Source organism: Ilumatobacter coccineus YM16-304 (genome assembly GCF_000348785.1).
GTDB lineage: Bacteria > Actinomycetota > Acidimicrobiia > Acidimicrobiales > Ilumatobacteraceae > Ilumatobacter_A > Ilumatobacter_A coccineus.
In genome coordinates this window covers 1,174,290-1,197,278 of the sequence record NC_020520.1, presented here as the reverse complement: position 1 = coordinate 1,197,278, position 22,989 = coordinate 1,174,290, and the positions used below count along the sequence as shown (strand labels likewise).

At 66.9% G+C, this 22,989-nt stretch carries 22 protein-coding genes and 1 pseudogene; 5 read left to right on the top strand and 18 right to left on the bottom strand.

All coding sequences use genetic code 11. From position 1 onward, the window contains the following. Window positions 1-51: 51 nt before the first annotated feature. The 14 genes and pseudogenes from atpC to rpiB all read right to left on the bottom strand — a co-directional run bounded on the left by atpC (window position 52) and on the right by rpiB (window position 12,058). The gene (gene atpC / locus YM304_RS05350) at window positions 52-471 is read right to left on the bottom strand and encodes an ATP synthase F1 subunit epsilon (RefSeq protein WP_015440628.1); all 420 of its coding nucleotides are present in this window, start codon (window positions 469-471) and stop codon (window positions 52-54) included. A gap of 2 nt (window positions 472-473) precedes the next feature. After that, complete coding sequence (gene atpD, locus YM304_RS05345; RefSeq protein ID WP_041299023.1) at window positions 474-1,898, bottom strand: F0F1 ATP synthase subunit beta; 1,425 nt, start codon at window positions 1,896-1,898, stop codon at window positions 474-476. A gap of 460 nt (window positions 1,899-2,358) precedes the next feature. Beyond that, window positions 2,359-3,249, bottom strand: a pseudogene (locus YM304_RS05340) (F0F1 ATP synthase subunit gamma); the annotation flags it as partial. A 165-nt stretch (window positions 3,250-3,414) separates the two neighbouring features. Further along, a complete protein-coding gene (gene atpA, locus YM304_RS05335) occupies window positions 3,415-5,007 on the bottom strand; it encodes a F0F1 ATP synthase subunit alpha (RefSeq protein WP_015440625.1) in 1,593 nt (530 codons plus the stop codon). Window positions 5,008-5,027: 20 nt separating this feature from the next. After that, on the bottom strand, window positions 5,028-5,555 hold the full coding sequence (gene atpH / locus YM304_RS05330) for an ATP synthase F1 subunit delta (RefSeq protein ID WP_015440624.1): 528 nt from the start codon (window positions 5,553-5,555) through the stop codon (window positions 5,028-5,030). Continuing rightward, a complete protein-coding gene (locus YM304_RS05325; RefSeq protein ID WP_162142038.1) occupies window positions 5,552-6,121 on the bottom strand; it encodes a F0F1 ATP synthase subunit B family protein in 570 nt (189 codons plus the stop codon). The genes atpH and YM304_RS05325 overlap by 4 nt, the downstream gene beginning before the upstream one ends. 2 nt (window positions 6,122-6,123) lie before the next feature. Further along, a complete protein-coding gene (locus tag YM304_RS05320; RefSeq protein ID WP_041298036.1) occupies window positions 6,124-6,705 on the bottom strand; it encodes a F0F1 ATP synthase subunit B family protein in 582 nt (193 codons plus the stop codon). Between the two features lie 123 nt (window positions 6,706-6,828). Beyond that, window positions 6,829-7,113 (bottom strand): ATP synthase F0 subunit C, encoded by a 285-nt coding sequence (gene atpE, locus YM304_RS25545; protein WP_015440621.1) that lies wholly within the window; start codon window positions 7,111-7,113, stop codon window positions 6,829-6,831. A 69-nt stretch (window positions 7,114-7,182) separates the two neighbouring features. After that, a complete protein-coding gene (atpB, locus tag YM304_RS05310) occupies window positions 7,183-7,962 on the bottom strand; it encodes a F0F1 ATP synthase subunit A (protein ID WP_015440620.1) in 780 nt (259 codons plus the stop codon). A 60-nt stretch (window positions 7,963-8,022) separates the two neighbouring features. Then, window positions 8,023-8,484, bottom strand: coding sequence for an ATP synthase subunit I (locus YM304_RS05305; RefSeq protein ID WP_154723313.1), 462 nt, complete (start codon window positions 8,482-8,484; stop codon window positions 8,023-8,025). Continuing rightward, complete coding sequence (locus YM304_RS05300; protein ID WP_015440618.1) at window positions 8,484-8,774, bottom strand: AtpZ/AtpI family protein; 291 nt, start codon at window positions 8,772-8,774, stop codon at window positions 8,484-8,486. The genes YM304_RS05305 and YM304_RS05300 overlap by 1 nt, the downstream gene beginning before the upstream one ends. Before the next feature lie 178 nt (window positions 8,775-8,952). Then, entirely contained in the window at window positions 8,953-10,179 is a 1,227-nt protein-coding gene (locus YM304_RS05295) for a glycosyltransferase family 4 protein (RefSeq protein ID WP_015440617.1), read from the bottom strand. A 96-nt stretch (window positions 10,180-10,275) separates the two neighbouring features. Beyond that, a complete protein-coding gene (locus YM304_RS05290; protein ID WP_015440616.1) occupies window positions 10,276-11,517 on the bottom strand; it encodes a serine hydroxymethyltransferase in 1,242 nt (413 codons plus the stop codon). 94 nt (window positions 11,518-11,611) lie between these two features. Further along, entirely contained in the window at window positions 11,612-12,058 is a 447-nt protein-coding gene (gene rpiB / locus YM304_RS05285; RefSeq protein ID WP_015440615.1) for a ribose 5-phosphate isomerase B, read from the bottom strand. A 148-nt stretch (window positions 12,059-12,206) separates the two neighbouring features. Here rpiB and YM304_RS05280 point away from each other — a divergent pair, with 148 nt between their 5' ends. Continuing rightward, entirely contained in the window at window positions 12,207-13,691 is a 1,485-nt protein-coding gene (locus tag YM304_RS05280) for an acetyl-CoA acetyltransferase (RefSeq protein WP_154723312.1), read from the top strand. Window positions 13,692-13,722: 31 nt separating this feature from the next. Here YM304_RS05280 and YM304_RS05275 read toward each other — a convergent pair whose 3' ends face one another. After that, window positions 13,723-14,547 (bottom strand): hypothetical protein, encoded by an 825-nt coding sequence (locus YM304_RS05275; RefSeq protein WP_015440613.1) that lies wholly within the window; start codon window positions 14,545-14,547, stop codon window positions 13,723-13,725. A 38-nt stretch (window positions 14,548-14,585) separates the two neighbouring features. On the opposite strand from YM304_RS05275, the gene YM304_RS05270 reads away from it, so the two are divergent. The 3 genes from YM304_RS05270 to YM304_RS05260 are packed head-to-tail and all read left to right on the top strand — an operon-like array spanning window position 14,586 to window position 18,087. Further along, on the top strand, window positions 14,586-15,533 hold the full coding sequence (locus YM304_RS05270) for a nucleoside hydrolase (RefSeq protein WP_015440612.1): 948 nt from the start codon (window positions 14,586-14,588) through the stop codon (window positions 15,531-15,533). Continuing rightward, window positions 15,530-17,695 carry a S9 family peptidase gene (locus YM304_RS05265; RefSeq protein WP_015440611.1) on the top strand — a complete coding sequence of 722 codons (2,166 nt, stop codon included), beginning with the start codon at window positions 15,530-15,532 and terminating at the stop codon, window positions 17,693-17,695. Before YM304_RS05270 ends, YM304_RS05265 begins: the two co-directional genes overlap by 4 nt. Continuing rightward, window positions 17,692-18,087, top strand: coding sequence for a tellurite resistance TerB family protein (locus YM304_RS05260; RefSeq protein ID WP_015440610.1), 396 nt, complete (start codon window positions 17,692-17,694; stop codon window positions 18,085-18,087). The genes YM304_RS05265 and YM304_RS05260 overlap by 4 nt, the downstream gene beginning before the upstream one ends. Before the next feature lie 137 nt (window positions 18,088-18,224). Here the strand turns inward: YM304_RS05260 and prmC are convergent, their stop codons facing one another. From prmC to YM304_RS05245, 3 genes are read right to left on the bottom strand one after another with little or no spacing between them, the layout of a single operon-like run. Beyond that, the gene (gene prmC, locus YM304_RS05255) at window positions 18,225-19,085 is read right to left on the bottom strand and encodes a peptide chain release factor N(5)-glutamine methyltransferase (protein ID WP_015440609.1); all 861 of its coding nucleotides are present in this window, start codon (window positions 19,083-19,085) and stop codon (window positions 18,225-18,227) included. An 18-nt stretch (window positions 19,086-19,103) separates the two neighbouring features. Then, entirely contained in the window at window positions 19,104-20,174 is a 1,071-nt protein-coding gene (prfA, locus tag YM304_RS05250; RefSeq protein ID WP_015440608.1) for a peptide chain release factor 1, read from the bottom strand. Between the two features lie 51 nt (window positions 20,175-20,225). Further along, window positions 20,226-21,287 (bottom strand): hypothetical protein, encoded by a 1,062-nt coding sequence (locus YM304_RS05245; RefSeq protein WP_154723311.1) that lies wholly within the window; start codon window positions 21,285-21,287, stop codon window positions 20,226-20,228. A gap of 135 nt (window positions 21,288-21,422) precedes the next feature. Between YM304_RS05245 and YM304_RS05240 the strand changes: the two genes are divergently transcribed. Continuing rightward, complete coding sequence (locus YM304_RS05240) at window positions 21,423-22,973, top strand: hypothetical protein (RefSeq protein WP_015440606.1); 1,551 nt, start codon at window positions 21,423-21,425, stop codon at window positions 22,971-22,973. The last annotated feature ends 16 nt before the right edge of the window (window positions 22,974-22,989 follow it).

Here is a 22,989-nt window from a genome sequence, read left to right as displayed (position 1 = left end):
CGCTTCGTGTCGATGACATGTGGCTCCGTCGAGACGGAGCGCTCGCCCGAATCAGGCGGTGAAGGAGGTGCCGGTGGTGGTGAGACGAGCTCGTGCTCGGGCCTTGCCGGCGACGGCGTCGGCGATGTTCGCCTCGACCGTCTCGGTCTTGAGCGTCATCTCGTGGCGCTCGAGCGCTTGCTTGGCCCGGGCGACATCGATCTCGTCGGCCAGTTCGGCGACGTCGGACAGGATCGACACCGTGTTGCCGCTCACCTCGACGAAGCCGCGGTGTACGGCGACGTCCTGGATCTTGCCGTCGGTGAGGAAGATCCGCGTGTGGTTCTCGACGAGCGCTCCCAGGAACGGCGCGTGGCCGGCCTGGAAGGCGATCTCGCCGCCACCGTTGGTGCGCGTGATGACCATGTTGGCCTCACCCGAGAAGAGGACCTTCTCGGGTGACACGATGTCGACTCGCATCGAGTCGGCCATGATCAGCTCTCCGCCAGGGCCTTGGCCTTGGCCTGGACCTGGTCGATGTTGCCGACGTTCAAGAACGCCTGCTCGGGCAGATCGTCGAGCTGACCGTCGATGAGCGCTTCGAACGACTCGACGGTCTCGGCGACGGGCACGTACTCACCGTCGAGACCGGTGAAGGTCTTGGCGACGTAGAACGGCTGCGACAGGAAGCGCTCGACCTTACGAGCACGCGACACCGTGAGACGGTCTTCCTCCGACAGTTCGTCGAGACCGAGGATGGCGATGATGTCTTGCAGTTCCTTGTAGCGCTGCAGCGTCTCCTGCACACGACGGGCCACGTTGTAGTGGTGGTCGCCGACGACCTCGGGGCTGAGGATCGTCGAGGTCGATGCGAGCGGGTCGACCGCCGGGTAGATACCGAGCGCCGCCACCTGGCGGGAGAGCTCGGTCGTGGCATCGAGGTGCGTGAAGGTCGTGAACGGCGCCGGGTCGGTGTAGTCGTCAGCAGGGACGTACACGGCCTGCAGCGAGGTGATCGAGCGGCCCTTCGTCGAGGTGATGCGCTCCTGGAGCTGCCCCATCTCGTCGGCGAGCGTCGGCTGGTAACCCACGGCGGAAGGCATACGACCGAGGAGCGTCGACACCTCGGAACCGGCCTGCACGAAGCGGAAGATGTTGTCGACGAACAGGAGGACGTCCTGGTTGGCGACGTCACGGAAGTACTCCGCCATCGTCAGCGCCGACAGGGCGACACGGAGGCGCACGCCCGGCGGCTCGTCCATCTGGCCGAACACGAGGGCAGCTTTTTCGTACACCTCGGACTCGATCATCTCGAGGCGGAGGTCGGTGCCCTCACGGGTGCGCTCACCGACGCCGGCGAACACCGACACACCACCGTGCTGCGAGGCAACACGGTTGATCATCTCGGTGATGAGCACGGTCTTGCCCACGCCGGCACCGCCGAACAGGCCGATCTTGCCGCCCGAGACGTACGGGGTGAGCAGGTCGACGACCTTGATGCCCGTTTCGAACATGCGAGCCGAGGGCTCGAGTGCGTCGAAGGTCGGTGCGTCGCGGTGGATGTCCCAGCGCTCGACCGACTCGATGCCGTCGGGCTGCGTGTCGAGGGCTTCGCCCCACACGTTCCAGACGTTGCCGAGTACCTTCTCGCCGACCGGCACCTGGATGCCGTGGCCGGTGTTGCGCACTTCGGCGCCACGCACGAGACCGTCGGTCGGCTTCATGCAGACGGCGCGGACACGTCCGTTGCCGAGCTGCTGTGCGACCTCGGCGAGGACGACGATCGTCTCACCTTCGAGGGTCACGTCGAATTCGAGGGCCGTGTTGATCTCGGGAAGAGCGCCGCGGGGGAACTCGACGTCGATCACGGGGCCAGCAATACCGACGACTCGGCCGCTCTGGAGTTCGTTTTCTGTCATGGTCATTTCGATGGTCTCCTGTGTGAGATCAGATCTGGTCGTCGGGGTACTTCTCGTTGTGGAACTGGCGGGCCTGTCCTTGCCAGTCGTCACGTTGGATGCGGCCTTCGAAGCCGAGGTGATCGTCGATGCGATCCATGTCTTCGTCGTTCCACGTGGTGATTTCTTTGAAGGTGAAGATCCCCATCTCGTGGAGACGTCCTTCGAGAACCGAGGCGACACCCTTGATGCGCTTCAGGTCGTCTGGCTCCACATCGCCGGCAGGGGCTGCGTCGGATGCGGGCTCAGGAGCTTCTTCTCGCTCCAACGTCGCCACACCGGCCGGTGCGCTCGACGCTGCGGAGGAGGTGTTGTCGCCCATCGGAGCGGCCGGGGCGATGGTGGCAGCGGGGTTGATGCCGCTGAACATCGAGCCGTCGTCACCGAGGTCGAGGTAGGCACCGTCGACGACGTCGCCTTCGAGGGCTGCGGCACCGCCGACGATCTCCATGATCTCGGCCGTGATCGACGCCTGTCGGGCACGGTTCATGACGATGCTGAGGCTCTTGATGAGCTCTTCGGCGTTGTCGGTCGCCGACTTCATCGCCCGTTGACGGAATGCGTGCTCGGAGGCAGCGGCGTTGAGCAGCGCAGCGTAGATACGCGCTTCGACGTAGCGAGGAAGCAGCGAATCGAGGATCGTCAGCGGATCGGGTTCGAACTCGAAGTCGGCACCCGTTCCGTCGTCGGAGCCGGCCTTGCCGTCGCCTCCGGCCACCGTGTCACCGCTGAGCGGGACGAGCGGACGCAGCACGACTTCCTGGCTACCTGCCGTGATGAAGCGGGTGTAGACGAGTTCGACCTTGTCGACCTTGCCCGAGGCGTAGAGGTCGACGACGTACTCACCGATGCGACGCGCATCGTCGTACGACGGCTGATCGCTGAAGCCCTGGAACGACTGGCCGAGCTGGTAGTTGCGGAAGCGGAAGTACCCCTCCGCCTTCTTGCCCACCGGCACGATGAGGTAGTCGAGACCCTTGAGGACGTCGGCCTTGACCTCGCCCTCGGTCGCACGCTGGATGCCGGCGTTGTAGCCGCCACACAGTCCGCGGTCGGCGGTGATCGCCACGTAGCACGTGGTCTTCAACTCGTCGCGGCCCTTGAGCAGCGGCGAGTCGGACGTGCCACCCGCAGCAGCGAGGTCCTTGACGACCTCGGTGATCTGCTCGGAGTACGGCACGGCGGCTTGCACACGCTGCTGCGCCTTGACGATGCGCGAACCGGCGATGAGTTCCATCGCTCGCGTGATCTTCTTCGTCGACTGCATCGCCTTGACGCGTCCACGGAGAATTCGCTCTTGTCCACCTGCCATTACGATTCTCCTCGGCTCAGCACAGGACTCTGCGACAGAGCGGGATCGCCGAGGAGGCCAGCCTCGTCGCTGGCGCTTCCCTCGGCGGCATTCGCCGCTGTGTACTGCTGTGGCATTCGTTCAGTTCCCTTTGAAGTTCGTGGTCGGTGGTCGAACGGGGTCCGACTATTCGGTGGCGAGCGTCTTGTTCGACGCGGCGTCGCCCAGTTCGTCGGCATCGACGGCGGTCGGGTCGACGGCGTTGGTCGTCTCGTCGCTCGTCGTGAAGGTCGCCTTGAACGCAGCGATCGCGTCGCCGAGCGAGTCGGGCAGACCCGACGACTTGATCTCTTCGAGGAGACCAGCGTTGCTGGTGCGCATGTGCTCGATGAGCTCGCGCTCGAAGCGGACCACGTCGACGACGGGCAGGTCGTCGAGGTAGCCGTTGGTGCCGGCGTAGATCGACACGACCTGCTCCTCGACGGGCATCGGCGAGTTGAGCGGCTGCTTGAGCAGCTCGACGAGGCGGTAACCACGAGCGAGCTGAGCGGCGGAGATGGCGTCGAGCTCGGAACCGAACGTGGCGAACGCTTCGAGCTCACGGAACTGCGCGAGGTCGAGCTTCAACGTACCGGCGACCTTCTTCATCGACTTGATCTGTGCGTCACCACCGACACGAGACACCGAGATGCCCACGTCGACGGCGGGACGAACACCCGACTTGAACAGGGCGTCCTGGAGGAAGACCTGGCCGTCGGTGATCGAGATGACGTTGGTCGGGATGAACGCCGACACGTCGCCGGCCTTCGTCTCGATGATCGGGAGTGCGGTGAGCGAACCTGCGCCGTTCTCGTCGGAGAGCTTGGCGGCACGTTCGAGCAGACGCGAGTGCAAGTAGAACACGTCGCCCGGGTACGCCTCACGGCCCGGCGGGCGGCGGAGGAGCAGCGAGATCTGACGGTAGGCGTCGGCCTGCTTCGAGAGGTCGTCGTACACGACGAGAGCGTGCTCGCCGTTGTCCATCCAGTGCTGCCCGATGGCGCAACCGGCGTACGGAGCGAGGTACTTGAACGGTGCCGAGTCGGCAGCCGGAGCGGTCACGACGACCGTGTACTCCATCGCACCAGCGGCACGCAGGGTGGCGACGGTCTGGGCGACCGTGGAACCCTTCTGGCCGATCGCGACGTAGATGCACTTCACGCCGAGACCCTTCTGGTTGAGGATCGTGTCGATCGCGACGGCGGTCTTGCCCGTCTTGCGGTCACCGATGATCAGCTCGCGCTGGCCACGGCCGATCGGGGTCATGGCGTCGATCGCCTTGATGCCGGTCTGGAGCGGCTCGTGCACCGGCTTGCGGCCGAGGATGCCCGGTGCCTGGATCTCCATGCGGCGCTGGATCGCACCGACGAGGTCGCCGGCGCCGTCGACGGGCTCGCCGAGCGCGTTGACGACACGGCCGAGCAGCGCGTCACCGACGGGCATCGAGAGAATGCCGCCGGTCGACTTGACCGTCTGGCCTTCTTCGATGTTGTCGACGTCGCCGAGCACGACGGCACCGATCGAGTCCTCGTCGAGGTTGAGGGCCAGGCCCACGGAACCGTCTTCGAACTCGAGCAGTTCGTTCACCGCGGCGTCGGGGAGGCCCGAGACGCGGGCGATGCCGTCACCGACTTCGGCGACGCGCCCGACGGTGCGAGCTTCGAGCGACGGTTCGAAACCGTCGAGGTTCTTCTTGAGAGCGGAAGCGATGTCCGCTGCGGAGATGGTGAGTTCAGCCATGATGCTTTTCCCTGACGGCCTTAGAGGCGGCTCTTGAGTTGATCGATGCGAGTGCGGACGGAATCGTCGATGACATCGTCACCCACGACGGCAACGACGCCCCCAACCACGGAGGGGTCGACGGTTGCCTTGAGGTTCAGGCTCTTGCCTGTGGCGTTCTCGAGCGCCGCCTTGAGGCGAGCTTCCTGATCGGCCGTGAGCGCAACCGCGGTGCGCACCTGCGCCACGTCGAGCTGCTTCGCGTTGCTGGCCCGGTGGACCAGCTGGTCGACGATGGCCGGGAGGTCACGTCCGCGGCCGGAGCCGACGACCATGCCGAGGAGTTGCGACGTGGTCGCCGTGGCCTTGCCACCGAGGAGGTCCTCGATGATCGCCTGGCGCTTGTCGGCCGGGATCTGCTCGTCGGTCAGCGCACTGCGGAGTTCGTCGCTGGACTCGTACGACCGGGCGAACCGGAACAACTCGTCTTCGACCTCGTCGAGGGTTCCTTCGGCGCGGGCGACTTCGAAGAGTGCCCGGGCGTAGCCCTGGATGCGTGCGTCGCTCATGATTGTGCTCCCACTCGTGAGATGAAGCCTTCGATGAGTTCCTGCTGGGTCGCGTCGTCGAGCGACGTGGTGACAGCGGACTCGATCGCCTGCGACGAGAAGCGTGCGATGTCGGCCCGGAGGTCGTCGGCGCCACGTCCGGCAGCAGCTGCGATGTCGGCTTCGGCCTTCGCTTCGAGCTCGGCGACTTCGGCGGCGAGACGTGCCCGCCCGTCTTCGAGGAGTGCGGCGGCTTGCTGGTCGGCTTCGGCGAACAGGCGAGTGCGCTCACCTTCGACGTCACCGAGGTTGGTGCGGATCTGCGCTGCGTCGGCCTCGGCCTTGGCGCGGGCTGCGGCCGACTCGTCGAGATCGGCTTGGATCCGAGCGGTGCGGTCCTTCATGCCCTTCGCGATGGCCGGCCAGGCCAGCTTGTAGAGCAGACCGAAGACGATCAGGGTGGCGAGGCCACCGATGACGACTTCCTTCATCGGCGCGAAGTACGGGCTCAGCGAGGTGGAGCCCTTGCCGTCGTTCGGCACCGACTCGGCCTGCAGGACACCGACGACGCTCTGGAGCGCTGCCATGTTCATGATGAAACTCCGGTTCCCATGGAGGAGCGGACGGCACTGGCGACCTTGCCGGAATCGGCGGGCTTGCCCGTGGCGATCTCGGCGGCGCGGGTGACGACTGCGGTCACGGCCGACTCGACGTCGCCGAGCGCTGCCTGACGTGCCGCTTCGACCTCGGCCGCAGCTGCTGCACGCTTCTCGGCGATGCGAGCGTTGACCTCGCTCAGCTTCTCGGTGCGTTCCGCTTCGAGCGTGGCTCGGGCGGCGTCGACCTTCTGCTGGGCTTCGGCGCGCACCGAGGTGAGGCGAGCCTCGTACTCGGAGACATCAGCCCGAGCGGCAGCGGTGAGCGTCTCGGCGCTCTCGCGATCGCTCTGGATGCTGTCGTAGCGGGCCTGCATGCCTTCCCGAACCTTCGGGAAGAGCCAGTACCGCATACACACGGCGAGGACGACGAACGCTCCGAATCCCCAGAGCATCTCCTTGCCCTCGGGGGCGATCGGATTGAGCTCAGGACACTCTTCGCTCCCGACCGCGAATTCCTCGTCGTTGAGGTCGGTGCGCACACATGTTTCGGCTTCGAGCAGCGTGAACTGCATCGTCCCCGAGGCATGTGAACTTGTGACGACGGCTGTCAGCACGTCAACTCCATTCATGGATTGCTATGACGAATACGGCTTCTCAGTCGTCGCTCGAGTCGAGCGACGACACGGCACGCCGAATCAGGCGAACTTGAGAAGAATGAAGACAACGAAGCCGATGAGTGCGAGAGCTTCGGTGAAGGCGATGCCGAGGAACATGGTCGTACGGACCATGCCGGCAGCCTCCGGCTGACGCGCCATTGCTTCAACGGACTTACCGACGAGGTAGCCGATGCCGATACCCGGGCCGATGGCGGCGAGGCCGTAGGCGTAGCCAGCCGACGCTGCGGCTGCGGTGTTCTTGGCATCTGCCGGATCGACGCCTGCTTCTTCAGCAGCGGCGACCAGTGCGGTGAATGCTTCCATTGGGGTGTTTCTCCTGTTGTGGTTTGAAGAGGTGAGGGAGATCTGTGCTGAACCCGTGCGGGATCGGGCTCAGTGCTCGTCGCCGTGACCGGCGGTGGAGTTGCTGATGTAGACCGCCGCCAGGATGGCGAAGATGTACGCCTGCAAGAAGGCGACGAGAATCTCGAACGCCGTCAAGAAGACGAGCATCAGGAACGGCAGGATGCTCGTCGGAACGAGCAGCGCCTGACTGGTTTCAGCCGTTGCCAGCGCGTGCGTGAGCAGTGCGAAGGTGACGAGCAGAATGTGACCGGCGAGCATGTTCGCCATGAGTCGCACCGTGAGGCTGAACGGCGTGACGATGATCGTCGAGATGAACTCGATGGCGCCCACCAGCGGCTTGAGGGCCGTTGGGACTCCCGGAGGCCACAGCAGGTGGCCGAAGTACGCAGCGCCCTGGTGCTTGAGGCCGGTGCCGATGTAGACGACCCAGACCAGCAGCGACAGCGCCAGCGGGATGGCGATGCGAGCGGTGGCCGGCATCTGGAAGAACGGCAGGATGCCCGGGATGTTGCAGAGGAAGATGAAGATGAAGAGGCTCAGCAGGAAGGGGGTCCACTTGAGACCGTCCTTGCCGAGCGTCTGCATGACGATGCCTTCTTCGACGAACTCGATGGCCTGCTCGGCGAGGTTGCGAGGGCCCGTCGGAGCGAGCTTGGCGTCAGCGCGACTGGCGAGCAGGAAGAGCCCGATGCCGAGCAGCGACGCGAGGCACGCGATGAGCGCGATCTTGTTGAACGTCGGGAAGATGTCTTGCCAACGCAACAGTTCGTTGATCGGCGGGAAGACGAGTCCTTTGGCAGCGAGCACGTGTGTTTCCGTTTCGGTGTTGAGGGCGAATTGAGGAGAACGATGGGAGAGACTAGAGGGTTACGAGCCGTTTGCGGCCCGTGTCGGTTTGAGCCCCGGATGAGCGAGCGACAGGGCGACGAATTTCATCTCCCAGAAGAGCAGTCCGAGGTGCGTCACGATGATTGTCGATCCGAGTGCCGGAAGTGAAATCCATGACGCATCTTTCACCATCCAGACGGCGAGAAAGATCAAGCCGAGCCGGATGAGGTAACCGAACAGGGTGGCGCCCATCATCAGCGCGACCGAGATGCGAGCTGCGGTGGCGATGAGAGCGGCCGAGAGAGCGAAGTTGCCGAGGACGATGGCGATGCCGTACATCGACGACCAGACGCCGTCGCCACCCCAGATGACGGCGCACACGGCGACGAGCAGCGGCGCGACGAACAGCCCGCGCTTGATCATGTCGGTCGACACGCTCACTTCGGGGGCCGGGCCGTCGAAGCGGGTGGTGATCAGGTCGGGTGATTCGGCCACGGTCATCACGCCGCCTCGTCGTTCGAGATCGAGGCGGGCCCCTGCAGCTTGGCGAGGCGCTCGGCGTCGTGCTGGTTCATGCGCAGCTCGTAGCTGTAATAGAACTTCGCGAAGAGGCCGATGGCGCCGAGCACGGTGAGCACGATCATGAAGATCGGGGTGGTGTCGAAGAGGCGGTCGAGTCCGTAGCCGGCTCCGAGGAACAGCACGAGCACGATGACGGCGTCCATGCCGTGGCCGAGGGAATCCTCGGTGTTGACGCGTGCGTCGGTGCGTACTTTCGGAAGGAATCTCATGGAGTCGAGTGTCTCGGTCTGCGGCGTCGTGGTCGTTGCCCGCTCATGGTGCCGGAGTGGCCGGCGAGGGCGTTCGACGAGCGGCGCTGCGGCGCTTGTGAAACTTTGCACAACCTAGTGCACGGCCACCGGCTCGGCAACCCTGCAACGCAAGTGTCACGCGATCCGCTGGAATAATTCAGTGGTCGTCGACACCAGTCGTGAGACCGGTGTCGGCATCGTCGAACAGCGTCGGTTGATCCGGGTCGTCGGGTGGCGTCTCGAGCTCGATGCCGTGAGGTGGCGTGTTGTTGTCGCGGCGCTGCTGGATGACGCTCGGATGCAGCATCGTGAAGAGCGCGATGCCGAGCGCGGCAACACCGAACGGCAGGTACGTCGGGTTCTGGTCGGTGAGCGTCGGGTACAACACGAACCCCGAGAGGAGCGCGGTCCACGACCACAGGATCAGCACGCTGCGACGGTGCCCGTGGCCGAGGTTGATGAGGCGGTGATGCAGGTGGCCCTTGTCGGCCGACGCCAACGACTTGCGGCTCGTCGCCCGCCGGAGGATCGCGAACATCGTGTCGAAGATCGGCACGCCCAGGATGAGCAGCGGAATGGCGATCGGCGCGAGGAAGAAGTAGGTCGTGCCGACGAACTGCGTCTGGAACGGGTCGGCGCGCCCACCGACCACGCTCGTCGACACCGCGAGCAGCAGGCCGAGCAGCAACGCTCCCCCGTCGCCCATGATGATGCGCGCCGGGTTGAAGTTGTGCGGCAGGAAGCCGAGGCACACGCCGACGGCGATGATCGCGAACAGCGGGCCGATGTTGCCGCCGCCGATGAAGCCTCGATCGGTGAGCTCCTGGCTGTAGAGGAAGAACGCCCCGGCACCGATGGCCACCACGCCGGCGGCCAGTCCGTCGAGACCGTCGATGAGGTTGATCGCCTGCGTCATGCCGACCAACCACAGGACGGTGATGAGCGGTTTGAGGTCGTCGGAGAGGATGACCGCGTCGAGGTACGGCACGCGGAAGTAGAACATCACGACGCCGAACCACACCAGCGCGAGTCCGGCCATGACGGTGAAGAAGATCTTGGCGGGGGCGCTCACCTCGCGCACGTCGTCGACGAGTCCGACGCCGAACACGATCGCCGCGGCGATCAGCACGCCGAGCGGCTCGGAGTTCGATTCGAAGAGCAGCGAGAAGTCGGAGATCGCCCACGCGACGCCGAGCGCGACGGCGAAGCCGATGAACATCGCGAGACCACCGACGTCGGGAAGCGGCTCGGTGTGCACGCTTCGAGCGTTGGGCATCGCCACCCAGCCCAACCGGTTGGCGAGTTTCGTGACGAGTGGTGTCGCGACGAAGGTGACGACGGCGGCGATGATCCCGATGATGAGATACGAACCGACGTCAGGCACGGGACGAGACTGTACCCGTCAGGGCGCGCGCCGACCGAGCGCTCGGCGATGGTCGATGCAGCCGGGTGAACCGGTGCTCAGCCGACCCGGAACGTCTCAGTAGGCCGGGAACTTCGAGCAGAGGTCGGCGACCTCGGTGCGCACCTGCGCGATCGCCTCGGGGTTCTCGCGTTCGCGGAGCGCCGTGGCGATGAGCTTGGCGATGACCGGCATCTCGGCCTCGGTCATGCCCTGCGTCGTGACCGACGGCGTGCCGATGCGGACGCCGCTCGTGACGAACGGGCTGCGCGGGTCGTCGGGAATCGTGTTCTTGTTGAGCGTGATCCCGGCCTCGTCGAGGGTGGCCTGTGCGACTTTGCCGGTCAGCTCGGCATCGAACGGGGTGAGGTCGACGACCATCATGTGGTTGTCGGTGCCGCCCGAGACGAGACGGAAGCCCTCGTCGGCGAGCGCCGATGCCAGCGCCGATGCGTTGGCGACGATCTGCGCGGCGTACTCCTTGAACGACGGGTCCATGGCCTCACGGAAGGCGATGGCCTTGCCGGCGATGGCGTGCTCGAGCGGTCCGCCCTGCCAGCCGGGGAACACGGCCTTGTCGATGGCCTTCTGGTGTTCCTGCTTGGAGAGGATGCAACCGCCGCGCGGGCCGCGCAGCGTCTTGTGCGTGGTGAAGGTGACGATGTCGGCGTACGGCACCGGGTTGGGATGAGCGCCGCCGGCGACGAGTCCGGCCAGGTGGGCGATGTCGAACATGAGCAGTGCGCCCACTTCGTCGGCGATCTTCTTGAACGGCTCGGGATCGAGGCGACGCGGGTAGGAGGTGGTCCCGGCGACGATCATCTTGGGTCGGTGCTCGAGCGCGAGTTCACGGACGTTGTCCATGTCGATGCGATCCTCGGCGCCGGTGCCGTAGGCCACGAAGTTGTAGAGCAGCCCGCTGGCGTTGACCGGCGAGCCGTGCGTGAGGTGACCGCCGTGGTCGAGGCTGAGCCCGAGGATGGTGTCGCCCGGCTCGAGCAGCGCTTGGTACACGCACATGTTCGCGTTGGCGCCGGAGTGCGGCTGCACGTTCGCGTGTTCGGCTCCGAAGAGTTCTTTCACGCGATCGATCGCGAGCTGTTCGATCGAGTCGACGATCTGGTTGCCGCCGTAGTACCGCTTGCCGGGGTAGCCCTCGGAGTACTTGTTGGTCAGCACCGAACCCGTGGCGGCCATGACGGCCGGCGAGGTGAAGTTCTCGCTGGCGATGAGCTGGAGTCCGGTGGTCTGGCGCTCGATTTCGCGTTCGATCAGCTCCGACACCTCGGTGTCGGGGTTCGTCGTCGTGGGGAAGGGCATCGCGGGTCCTTACGGGTGGGGTCGGAGAACGGTCTGGAGTCGGAGGACGGGGTTCAGGGGTCGGTGCGTGGGTGAGTGTTGGCGTGGGCCGTGATCAGAAGTCGTCTTCGAGCGCCATGATCTGGTCGACGCGCCGCTGATGGCGGCCGCCTTCGAACTCGGTCTCGGCGAACGTCGTGACGATCTCTTCGGCGAGCCCGGTGCCGACCACGCGGCCACCCATCGACAGCACGTTGGCGTCGTTGTGTTCGCGAGCCATGCGTGCGGTGTAGAGGCAGTTGCAGAGGGCGGCACGGATGCCGCGCACCTTGTTGGCGGCGAGTTGTTCGCCTTGGCCGCTGCCGCCGATCACGATGCCCCAGTCGGCGTCGCCGTCGCGGACGGTGCGGGCGACACCGGCGCAGATCTCGGGGTAGTCGACCGACTCGGTCGAGTGGGTCCCCTGGTCGTCGACCTCGTGGCCGTGCTGTCGGAGAAACCCGACGAGGTGCTGCTTCAGTTCGAAGCCGGCGTGGTCGGAGCCAATCGCAATGCGTGCCATCGGGATCGCAGTGTACGAGCCGCAGCCGCCCGCATCCGAAAGACTTACAAGAAGTACGCCACCGACCTGGGTCGTTCATGGTGGTGGCGTGGATGTCACGCGACGGCGAATCGTCGGCGCGACAACGTGCTTCGTAGGGTTGGCGATCGTGGCACTCGATCCTCGCACCCCCGTCATCGTCGGCGTCGGCCAGTACCTGCACCGCGCCGAGTCGCTCGACGACGCACTCGAACCCGCGGCGCTCATGGAGCGCGCCGTCCTCGAGGCCGTGTCCGACGCCGGGCTCGACGGCCCGCCCCCGGCCGACTCGGTGCGCGTCGTCAACATCATCGGCTGGCGCTACCGCAACGCGCCGCGCTTCCTCGCCGAGCGACTCGGCATCACCGACTGCGAACTCGCCGAGTCGACCCCCGGCGGCAACAGCCCGCAGGCCCTCGTCAACCAGACCGCGCTCGACATCGCCGGCGGCTCGACCGACATGGCGATCCTCTCGGGTGCCGAAGCGTTCCGCACCTACATGCGGGCGCGCAAGCAGGGCATCAAGCTCGACTGGCCGAAAGCCGACGACGGCGACGTCCCGGTGTTCATCGGCAAACCGCTCGACATGAACCACGAGCACGAGCGCGAGCTCGGCTTGATGATGCCGGTGCAGATCTACCCGATGTTCGAGACCGCGCTGCGCGCCGAATCCGGCCGCACCGTCGGCGAGCACCAGGCGTTCCTCGGGAAGCTGTGGTCGGATCTGAGCCACGTGGCCGCCGGCAACCCGAACGCGTGGATCCGCGAACCCAAGACGCCCGACGAGATCACGACGGTGAGCGCGAAGAACCGCATGATCGGTTTCCCGTACCCGAAGCTGATGAACTCGAACAGCGACGTCGACATGGGTGCCGCGCTCATCATGTGCTCGGTCGAAGCCGCCGAGCGGATGGGCATCGACCGCGACCTGTGGGTGTTCCCGCTGTCGGGTGCCGACTGCCACGAACACAACTACGTGTCGAACCGCGACACGTTCTCGCGCACTCCGGCGATCGAACTCGGCGGCAAGCGGGCGCTGGAGTTGGCCGGCGTCACGATCGACGACGTCGGCCTCGTCGACCTGTACTCGTGCTTCCCCGCGGCGGTACAGCTCGGAGCGAAGTCGCTCGGCGTCGACCTCGACCAGCAGTGGTCGCGCACCGGCGGACTGCCGTTCGGCGGTGGCCCCTGGAACAACTACCCGATGCACGCGATCGCCACGATCGTCGGCGAGTTGCGCGAGCAACGCGACGAGACCGGGCTCGTGTGGGCCAACGGCGGCTACGCCACGAAGCACGCATTCGGCGTGTACGCCACCACTCCCCCGGCCGACGGGTTCCGCCACACGTCACCGCAGGCCGAGATCGACGCGCTGCCCAAACGCGAACTCGCGGTCGGTGCCGACGCAGCGGGTGCCGTCGACATCGAGGCCTACACGGTCATGTTCGACCGTGACAACGAGCCCGAGACCGCGCTCGCGGCATGCCTCCTTCCCGACGGTCGCCGCGCCTGGGGCAAGAGCTCCGACCTCGCGGTGGCCACGGCGATGTGCGACGGCGAATGGGTCGGCGTCAGCGCCACACTCGCCGACGACGCCACGTTGACGATCGACTGACCGCGACACTCGCGACGAGTCGCGCCGCTGTCTACTGATCGATGCGGTCGTTCCCCGACAGCACACCTCGATCGGGGCAGTTCTCGAAGAGGTGGTTCTCGGTCGCCGAGATGTCGACGTCGACGATCAGACTCGGGTCCTCGATGATCGGCGGCAACTGCTCGAGCAGTGCCCGCGCTGCTTCGTCGACCATCTCGTCGAGTGCAGGGTCGTCGATCGTCACCGCGAGCGTCTCCGACTCGAGACCGGCCTCGGTCACCGCGGCGAGCCACATGTCGCCGAGCGCGACGATCGTGGGCTCGTCGACCCCGGCATCGGCGAGCAGGGCACGAGCACGTTCGGCGCGTCGGAGCAACGGGGTCGGCAAGTCGACCGTGAGCGCCTGCCGATCGGATTCGATCGCCGCCGGAAGATGCTCGCCCATCGCCGCCACGGCGCGGCTCAACACGTCGGTCGCGACCACTTCGAGCCGTGCCGCGGCCTCGCCGCCCTGGATCGCCCAGCCGAACGTCAGCGCCTGATACGAACCGGCGAACTCGCTCCACGAGCGACAGAACTCGTCGTCGCTGTCGATTCCCGGCACCCCCGTCTCGGACACCGGCTCGATGGGTTCGAGTACCGAGTCGGACACGGCGACGTCGCCGGGTGGCTGCGGCGGCACGGGTCCGAGGTCGTCGGTTTCGGTGAACACCGCCGTGTCGGGGCCGCCGGTGTCGGTCGCTTCCGTGACCGCGGTCTCGACCGCGGCGTCGACCTCGGTGCCGTTCTCCACACCCCGTTGGTCGTCCGACGACGAGCACGCGGTGGCCATCGACACGAGTACTGCCGCCATCGCGAACGGCCTGCGCAGCTTCATTGCTCCAGTGTGCACCGCGACCTGCCAAGCTCGGCGGTATGCCCGAGATGTCCACCCGTCCGAAGATGATCATCGACTGCGATCCCGGCCACGACGACGCCGTGGCGATCGTGACCGCTGCCCATTTCGCCGACGTCCGAGGCATCGTCACGGTCGCCGGCAACGCCCCGCTCGACCGGACGACACACAACGCGTTGGTCATGCGCGATCTGCTCGAACTCGACACCCCGGTCCACTCCGGCGCCGCCCGCCCGTTGATCGCTCCGGCCCGCGATGCCGGTTTCGTGCACGGTGAATCCGGGCTCGACGGAGCCGAACTCCCCGAGCCGACCACCCCGCTCGACTCGACCGACGGCGTCGACTTCATCATCGACACGTGCCGTGCCGAGGACGACGTCTGGTTGGTGCCGATGGGCCCGCTCACCAACATCGCGTTGGCGCTTCGCCAGGCGCCCGACCTCGTCGACCGGGTCGCCGGCATCTCGCTCATGGGCGGCGGGACGTTCGGCAACCGAACCGCTGCCGCCGAGTTCAACATCTGGGCCGACCCCGAAGCCGCGGCGATCGTGTTCGGTTCGCAGGTCCGCCCGCTGATCATGGCCGGGCTCGACGTGACCCACCAGTTCCAGGTCACCCGCGACCGCATCGAACAGACCCGGGCACTGCCCGGACGGGTCGCGTCGATTCTCGCCGACCTCTTCGACTTCTTCTCGGGCACGTACCTCCGACGCCACGACGACGGATCGATCGGCGGTGCGGCGCTCCACGACCCGTTGGCGGTCCTGGCCGTCACCCATCCGGCGCTCTTCGACCGCGAGCAACGCCACGTCGTGGTCGAGACCAAGGGTGAGCACACGGCCGGAATGACGGTGATCGACGGCCGAGCGCTGATCGAGCGCGATACTGCCAACTGTGACGTGCTCACCCAAGTCGACCATCACGCCGCCTTCACGCTCGTGCTCGAAGCCATCGAGGCAACGGCATGACTGACTCGTTCCCGCGCCAACACGCTCGCACGCAACGGTTCTCGCTCGGCGACCCACGCAACGTGTCGGTGTCACCCGACGGCAACCGCGTGGTCTTCCTCCGCAGTTCGGCCGGTGACGACCCGGTCAACGCACTGTGGGTGATGGACCTGCCGTCCGGCGAGGAGCGCCTCGTCGCCGATCCGCGCAAACTGCTCGGTCTCGCCGACCCGGCCGCCGGCGAACTCACCGACGAGGAGCGTGCCCGCCGCGAGCGGACCCGCGACGGGTCGAGCGGCATCACCGCCTACGCGACCGACGCCGACTGCAAGGTCGTGTCGTTCGCCCTCAACGGCCGACTGTTCGCGGCCGGGCTCCTGAGCGGGCAGGCGCGGCCGATCCCGGTCGACGGCCCCGTGTTCGACCCGCGGCCCGACCCGACGGCGTCACGACTCGCCTACGTGAGCGGACGCGAACTGCGCATCGGAGAACTCGACGGCAGCTCGCGGGTCCTCGCAGGCAACGACCCGAAAGAGGCCAGCACGGTCTCGTGGGGGTCGGCCGACTTCATCGCCGCCGAGGAGATGCATCGATTCCGCGGCTTCTGGTGGAGCCCCGACGGGCGCACCATCGCGGCGTGCCGCGTCGACGACGCTCCCGTCGCCGAGTGGACGATCGCCAACCCTGGCGATCCGTCGGCGGCGGCGCGCACGGTGCGCTACCCGGCGGCCGGCACCGACAACCCGATCGTCACGCTCCACCTCCTCGGTCTCGACGGCTCGCGCATCGACGTCGACTGGGACCGCGAGTTCTTCCCGTACATCGCCCGCGTCGAGTGGACCGAGCACGGCCTCGTGTTCTCGGCGCAGTCCCGCGACCAGCGCGGGTCGATGGTCGTTCGGGTCGACACCACCACCGGCGAAGGCGAGGTGATCGCCAGCGACTACGACGACGCCTGGATCGAGAACGTCCCCGGTGTCCCGACGATGCTCCCCACGGGTCAACTCCTCACCGCCTCCGACCGAGACGGCATGCGGCAACTGTTCGTCGACGACGAACCGGTCACTCCCGGCGACCTCCAGGTCCGTTCGGTGATCGCCGCCACCCCCGCCACCCCCGCCGACGACGACGACTGTGACATCTTCTTCCTGGCCAACGACCCCGACGAACCGACCGAACTCCACGTCTGGTCGACCACGCTCAGCGGCGAGGCCGGACGACTCACCGAAGCGGCCGGTGTACACGCCGCCGCGATCGGCGGATCGACGATCGTGGTCCGAAGCGCCACGCTCGAACGGCCCGGAGCCACCACGACCGTGCTCGTCGACGGGTTGTTCGACGGCCCCGTCATCGCCTCACACGCCGAGACTCCCGACATCGACGTCAACGTCACGCTGCTCCGAGCCGGCGAACGCGACCTCGCCACCGCGCTCCTGCTGCCTCACGGTTTCGATCCCGAGCGCGGCGAGAAGCTCCCCGTCCTGATGGACCCGTACGGCGGGCCGCACGCACAACGCGTCACGAGCGCCCACAACGCCTATCTCACGTCGCAGTGGTTCGCCGACCAGGGTTTCGCCGTCATCGTCTCCGACGGTCGGGGCACGCCAGGACGCGGCCCGGCGTGGGAGCGCGACGTGCGACACGACCTCGCGAACCCGCCGCTCGCCGACCAGGTCGACGCGCTGCACGCCGTCGCCGAACAGCACGACGTCGTCGACCTCGACCGGGTCGCGATCCGAGGCTGGAGCTTCGGTGGCTACCTGGCTGCGCTCGCCGTCCTCGATCGCCCCGACGTGTTCCACGCCGCCATCGCCGGCGCACCCGTCACCGAGTGGCGCCTGTACGACACCCACTACACCGAGCGATACCTCGGCGACCCCACGCTCACCGGTCCCGACGAGGGCGCCGCCGTGTACGACGCCAACTCGCTCCTCCCGCGAGCGGCGAAACTCACCCGCCCGCTCCTCCTCGTCCACGGCCTCGCCGACGACAACGTCGTCGCGGCCCACACCCTGCAACTCTCGTCGGCCCTGCTCGCAGCCGGGCGTCCGCACGAGGTGCTGCCACTCGTCGGAGTGACCCACATGACCCCGCAAGAAGTGGTCGCCGAGAACCTGCTTCTGCATCAACTCGACTTCCTGTCGCGATCTCTCGGCCTCGATCTGGGAGGATCACAGACATGAACGACCGACTCGCCGAGCTCTACCGCGGCGTCGCAACACACGCCACCGCAAACGCCGAGCATCTCGCGGCACTGCAACTGCTCACGCTCGTGATGCTGGCCGACAACGAGATCAACGACACCGAGGTCGATGCCGTCCGCGAGATCAGCGAGGAATGGCGCGGTGACGAGTTCCCGTTCGAGGAATATCTCCGCCCGGCGATCGAAGACGCGCGCCTCGCGATCGAGCGTGACCGGGTCGTCGAGTTCCTCGACCAGATCGATGCCACCATCAGCAGCCGCGTGCTGCGCTCGGCGCTGTTCTCGGCCGCCCGTGACGTCGCCGGCGCCGACCACGAGGTCACGCCCGAAGAGGGCAGCATTCTCGCCGAAGTCGCCGTCCGCTTCGACTGATTCGGGCTGGATCGCCCGATCTCTGCGTCAGCCCTCATCGCTCGTTGCCCAGAGGCAACTCGGACTCATGCTTCCTTGACCTCGAACGATCCATTCCCGAATCAGCAAGCTGACTCTTGAATTCCAGCCAACCTGCGCTATGGGCGGCGTCCGGCGGTGATTCGGTCGAGGTCGGCGAGGTCACGCTTGGTCTCGACGTCGACGAAGCCGGCGACCTCGAGCAGCGCACGAACCGAATCGCCTTGATCGTGGCCGTGCTCGAGCAACAACCAGCCACCGGGGCGCAGCCGGGCCGGGGCACCCGCCACGATCACCTCGATGTCGTCGAGTCCGTCGGATCCGCTCAACAGCGCTGAAGTCGGCTCCCAGTCGGCGACGATCGGTTCGAGTTCGACCGAACCGTCGGCGACGTACGGCGGATTCGACACGATCACGTCGAACATCACGTCGTCGGGCAGCGCGTCGAACCACGAGCCGTGGGCGATCCGCACGTTGATCGCAGCTCGGCCCAGCCCCGCGAGGTTCGCCTGTGCGACCGCAAGTGCGTCGTCGCTCGCGTCGGTCAACCAGACCGTCGTTCCCTCGATCGGGAGCTCGTCGGCGATCGACAGGCCGATGGCTCCCGAACCGGTGCCGAGATCGGCGACGGTTCGAGTGGGGCCGAACGTCGCCGCCTTCTCGATCGCCATCTCCGCGAGCTGCTCGGTCTCGGGTCGCGGGATCAGCACCCGTCGATCGACGGCCAGGTCGAGGCGCCGGAAACCCCACGAGCCGAGCACGTACTGGATCGGCTCCCCCGTCCGGTAGCGAGCGACCATCGCGTCGAGGTGGCCGACTGCGCGTTCACCCGCCGGTTGATCGAGCATGGCCCGGAACTCGTCGGGGGTCGACGACGTCGCCGTCTCGCAGATCCAACGCGCGTGAGCGCGGTCGCCGATGATCGCCTCGGTCTCGCGCAGCAGCTCGCTCCACGAGATCGTCTGGTCAGCATCACGCATCGACGTCGTTCGTCCCGTTCAGTCGGCGCCGCCCTCGGCGAGCAGCCGGGACCGTTCGTCGGCCGACAGGGCGTCGACGACCATCTGGAGATCGCCGGCGAGGATGTCGGCGAGGCGATACACGGTGAAGCCGATGCGATGGTCGGTGACCCGGTTCTCCTTGTAGTTGTATGTGCGGATCTTCTCGCTCCGGCCGCCACCACCGACCTGGGCCTTGCGCTCGGCCGAGAGTTCGGCCGAACGTTCGGCTTCGGCGAGGTCGTACAGGCGGGCCCGCAACACCTGCATCGCCCGCGCCTTGTTCTGGAGTTGCGATCGCTCGTCTTGCATGGTGACCACCACGCCCGTCGGCACGTGGGTGATGCGGACCGCCGAGTCGGTGGTGTTGACGTGCTGGCCACCGGCCCCACTCGACCGGTACACGTCGATCTCGAGATCGTGGTCGTTGATGTCGACGTCGACCTCGTCGACCTCGGCCAACACCGTCACCGTCGCCGACGACGTGTGGATGCGGCCCTGGCTCTCGGTCACCGGCACCCGCTGCACACGGTGCGGGCCGCCTTCGAACTTGAGGTTGCGCCATGCGGTGTCGCCACTCACCTGGAAGGTGATGTCGTTGTAGCCGCCCATGTCGCTCGTCGACGCCGACAGCGTCTCGACCTTCCACTTGTTGGCCGAGGCGTAGGCCGCGTACATCTCGTACAGGTCGCGGGCGAACAGGTTGGCTTCCTCGCCGCCTTCGGCCCCGCGGATCTCGATGAGCACGTTGCGCCCGTCGTTCGGGTCCTTCGGAATCATCAACTCACGGAGTTCGGCTTCCATCACCGGGAGTTCGGCGGCGACCTCGTCGAGTTCGCTCTGCAGCAGTTCGCGCTCGTCACCGGACGAACCGTCGATCATCTCGCGCGCTGCTTCGGCATCACCGCGGCGCGCTTCGTAGCGGCGGAACGTCTCGACCACCGGGCCGAGGTCGTTGTAGCGCTTCGACACGTTGCGGAGCTGAGTCGGGTCGGACAGCACCTCGGGATCGGAGAGCTGGTGTTCGAGCGTTTCGTACTCATCGACGATCTGCTTCAGCCGCTCCATCATGCGTAGCCGAGGCTAACGCTGAGATCTCGACAGAGGAGATCGATCGGCGCGTCAGTTCAACGTCGAACAGCGAACGGTGACCGCCGCGTGCTCGGCGAGATCGCGGGTGATCGAGACGAGGTCGTTGTCTCGCAGGTGCAGCGTGATCTCCGACGCGAGTTCGGTGTCGCCCCACGCTGCGAGCGCAGCGTGCGCGTCGAGGGCGAACGGCACGAGGTCGAGGTCGACACCGGACGAGAACACGAGCACGTTGCGCCGGCCGCCATCGTCGACACCCACCGCAACCGCCGGCGCCTGGTCTTTCATGCTCGGTCGAGGTACCGGTGCCGAGGCCGGTTCGACCGACACCATGTCGACGCGAGCCGGATCGTTGACCGCTTCCCACCGCAGGAATCGTTCGGGCGCCATCCGGTTGAGCGGGTGCTGTGGCGCGTCGGCCGATCGGTGGCTCCGGACCGCTTCGACCACGCCCGACAGCGCGTCGACGGTCGGCAGGTCGCCGTGGAGCAGTTGGAACGCTTCGCGGTCGTTGACGCCGACGCCGACTTCGAGTCGCACACCCGGTTCACCGAGCTGACCGCTGAGTTCGATCTCGCCGATGTCGATGAGGCGTCCGATCGTGGGTTCGTCGACCACGCGACACACTTCAAGTCCGCGGACTTCACCCGTGACGACGCCGTGTTCGATGCACGGCTCGGCTCCACCGGCTTCGATCGTGGCGATGAGGTCGGTGTGTTCGTCTCGCGCCGCTGGCAGCGGTGCGTGTGGTTCGGCCACCACGGGGAGCAGCAGGCGATCTTCCGCGAACCAGACCGAGATCGGGAACGAGAAGTATCCCGCGCGGCGAGCGAGCAGGCCGGTGGCCGTCTCGGCGATCAGATCGAGCGACTCGGCGTCGTGACGGATCGCCCAGGCGATCGCGGGACCCAACGATCGTGAGGCGTCGCCGTCGATCAGCACCCAGGCGCGGCCGTCGACGACCAGGCCCGACCCCGACCGAAATCCGCTCGGCTCCGCATCGACAGCGGTGCCGAGGTGGTCGCCCACCAGCGCTTTGAGCTTCACGCCGAGCAGTCGCTGCCGGAGCTCCGTGTTGTCGGTCGGCCGGTTCACCCCGCCGAACCTACCGTGCCGGTACGGGTAGCCGTAGCTCGTGTGGTGGGGCACCAGGATGTTCGGCGATCGACGAGATCCGTACCGTCGGCGAGGAGGCAGACACCACCGGCCACGACCCCACGGGAGCTCACCATGATCGCCATCTCACGCAACCTCGGCAGCGGCCAGCGCGCTGCCGTCTTCGTCGCAGCAGCGGCTCTCGCACTCGCCGCAACTGCGTGCGGGGGCAGCTCGGGCGACGACGGCTCCTCGCCCGGCGCCGAGGCGAACGCACCAGCGGTCGCGTCGATCGACGACGTGGCGATCTGCTTGGCCGACACCGGATTCGAGGTGACGAGAGAAGCCGACCAGGACCCGGCCCTCGTCCTCCCCGACGAGTACAAGGAGAGCGTCGGGCTCGTCGAGAGCGTCTCGCTCGGATCGGTGGGCGACGCGAAGGGCATCGGCTCGGTCGCGTTCTACGACGACGAGGACGCCGCAGAGACCGACTTCGAGGCCGGGGCCGGGTTCCGATCCGACGACGTCCAGGCCGGAACCATCGGCGCGACGACCTGGGACTACATCGTGACGGCCGGAGACGATCCGGGTGTGGCGAACTCGATCGAGCGCTGCCTCGGCTCCACGCCGGTGACCAGCGACGCCGACGCGGTGTCGTCGGACGACGACGGCGGCGACGCCAACGGCGATGGCGGCGAGGTGGTCGACGCAGCGGGTCTCGACGAGCTTCCCGAGCTGCTTGCGGCGTTCGAGGACGCGATGCTCGACGAAGGCGACCCGCTCCCCGTCGCACGACGCCTGGGATTTCCGTACGAGATCGAGCCACCTACCGGATCGGTGCTCCGCGACATCGAGGTGGGCTTCTCGAACCAGACGGGCACCGGCACCGGCGGTCCGACCGACTTCTTCTACTTCTCGGTCGTCGCTCCCGGCGGCACGATCCCGCCGATCGATGCGGAGGCCGACGACAACGGCCCAGGGGCGGCACACGTCGCCGACGTCTTCGGTGACGCCCTCGGCGAACTCGGCTACGAGCGCGCCGACGAGAGCTACGCGAACGGCCCGCGAGAAGCGGGTGGGCCGAGTTCGGTGACCTGGTACTTTCGCCGCGCCGGCGCCGGCGACGAGGTGTCCGTCCGAGGTGTCGAAGACCTCACCCGCGCGTTCGACGACGACCGCCCCGACGACATGGTCGCCGGCTACTCGATCAACGTCTCTCGCTCGACCGACGCCCCCGGCACGACGTCGGTCGCATTCTTCAGCGATCTGATCGAGCTCGTGCCGCTTCCACCGGGCGCGGCGTTGGACAAGGGATCACTTCGGACCACGGTTCGTGACGCCGACTCGACGCAGCTCGACCTGGGCCGGGTCGAGTTCGGCATACAGCTCGACTGGGTGACTCCCGACCTGACCGGTGACGACCTGGTCGACTTCTACTCGACGGCGACGTTCACCGACGGCCGGTTGATCGCCGCCGAGCGCACGTCGGCCGACAGCGACACCTACGCGCCGAGCGAGATGATGCCGCTGGGCGACGACCACCGGCTGCCGGTGCTGCTGTCGAGCAGCTACGGCGGCGTCGTGACGACCCGGCCCGCCGAAGACGACGAACCCGCACGCATCCATCTCGACATCTCGCTCTCGCCGGTCGACATCGAGCTCCGACCAGCCGACGCCGAGAACTGACGCAGAGATCGGGCGA